Here is a 712-nt window from a genome sequence, read left to right on the forward strand (position 1 = left end):
TGAAACAGTTTGAAAAGCTGGTAGTCCTGCGTTTTATCTCACGAAAGACACGTTCGACGCTGTTCCGATTTCCATGTCGTTCGTATCTGAAATCGAGGCCATGTTTTTCACATGCCCGGTGAAGTGGAACCGCACCATCAACGAGAAAGATCGCGTCATCCACGTCGTGTTTTTCGCGGAGTTCCGCGAAAAACTGATCTGCGATCACGTTCGTTCTTGTCGGTTCAAGCTTTGTGTGGAGTAAATCGTTTGAGTCTGGATCGACGGCGGCGTACAGCCAATAGTGTTCATCCTCAAGCTGAATCACCGTTTCATCGACCGCAACGTGATTCGGGCGCCGACCAGATTCCGGCTGTAGGTCGGCCTTGTGAACCCAGTTATGAACAGTGGATCGAACCCGATCAACACCGAATATTTCAAGAAACGAAACAGTATTCGAAAGCGATAATCCAGTAAGGTGGAGCTGAATACTGAGCTTCATCAACAGCTGCGGTGTTGCCTCTCGCTCCACAAACTCTAAGTTGATCTCGTCTAAACAGCCGCTGAGGCGGTCGTTTTCGGGCATGAATCACTTTGAAAACGCACCGCCTCACCTTTCAATCCTTATCTGAACACCGTCGTAGCCGGGGGGTCGTTCGCACGGGCCGGCGCGTCGAGAGGGCCGCCGACCGCCTATATCCCGAGCCAGTCACTGTTCCGGATCTGGTGTCCC

Annotated in this window: 1 protein-coding gene; it reads right to left on the reverse strand. The window is 52.1% G+C overall.

Going from position 1 to position 712, the window contains the following annotated elements; all coding sequences use genetic code 11:
* Window positions 1–565: IS6 family transposase (locus tag DJ81_RS10790; RefSeq protein WP_094589701.1), on the reverse strand; the 565-nt coding region annotated here is incomplete at its 3' end.
* Window positions 566–712 lie beyond the last annotated feature (147 nt).

Origin of the sequence: Halorubrum sp. Hd13, assembly GCF_002252755.1 — an archaeon.
GTDB lineage: Archaea > Halobacteriota > Halobacteria > Halobacteriales > Haloferacaceae > Halorubrum.